Consider the following 548-nt stretch of genomic DNA (forward strand, 5'->3'; position numbering starts at 1 on the left):
ACGCCTTCTGCGCGCCCTGGAAGGTGGAGATGTCCACGTCCTTCAGGAAGTTGGTGGTACCCGCGGCGGCAGTGGCGGTGGCGGCGATGCCGCTCTGGTCGAAGGTGATGCCGGTGGCGCCGGTGGCCGAGCCCGCGGTGAACGAGAAGTCCTGGCCGCCCTTGACCGATTCCAGCTTCAGCTTGTTGCTGCTGTCCACCGAGGCGTACACGCCGGTCTGGGCCAGCTTGTCGTTGATCGCCGATGCGATCTTCTTGGCCACGCTGGTGTCCACGTCGCCGACGGCCACCGAGACCGAGGCGATGCTGACGCCGTTGACGACCATGCCGGAGAAGCTGCCGCTGGCGGTGGCGGTGCCCGAGGCCAGGGCGTTGGTGGTGGTCTGGGTGGCGGCGAAGCCGGCCTTGCCCAGCGCGGCGGCGCTGGCGTTGACGATGCTGTTGATGCCGATGGTCTGGCCGGCGTCGGCACCGATCTGGAACAGCGCGCCGGAGAACGAGCCGTCCAGCAGTTTGGTGCCGTTGAAGTTGGTTTGGCTGGAGACGCGG

Annotated in this window: 1 protein-coding gene; it reads right to left on the reverse strand. The window is 67.9% G+C overall.

Translation table 11 applies throughout. The features are described from left to right. On the reverse strand, positions 1-548 hold a 548-nt coding region (locus SLW52_RS21060), incomplete at both ends, for a flagellin hook IN motif-containing protein (RefSeq protein ID WP_320741234.1).

The sequence above is a fragment of the Xanthomonas sp. LF02-5 genome (assembly GCF_034105325.1).
Classification (GTDB): domain Bacteria; phylum Pseudomonadota; class Gammaproteobacteria; order Xanthomonadales; family Xanthomonadaceae; genus Xanthomonas_A; species Xanthomonas_A sontii.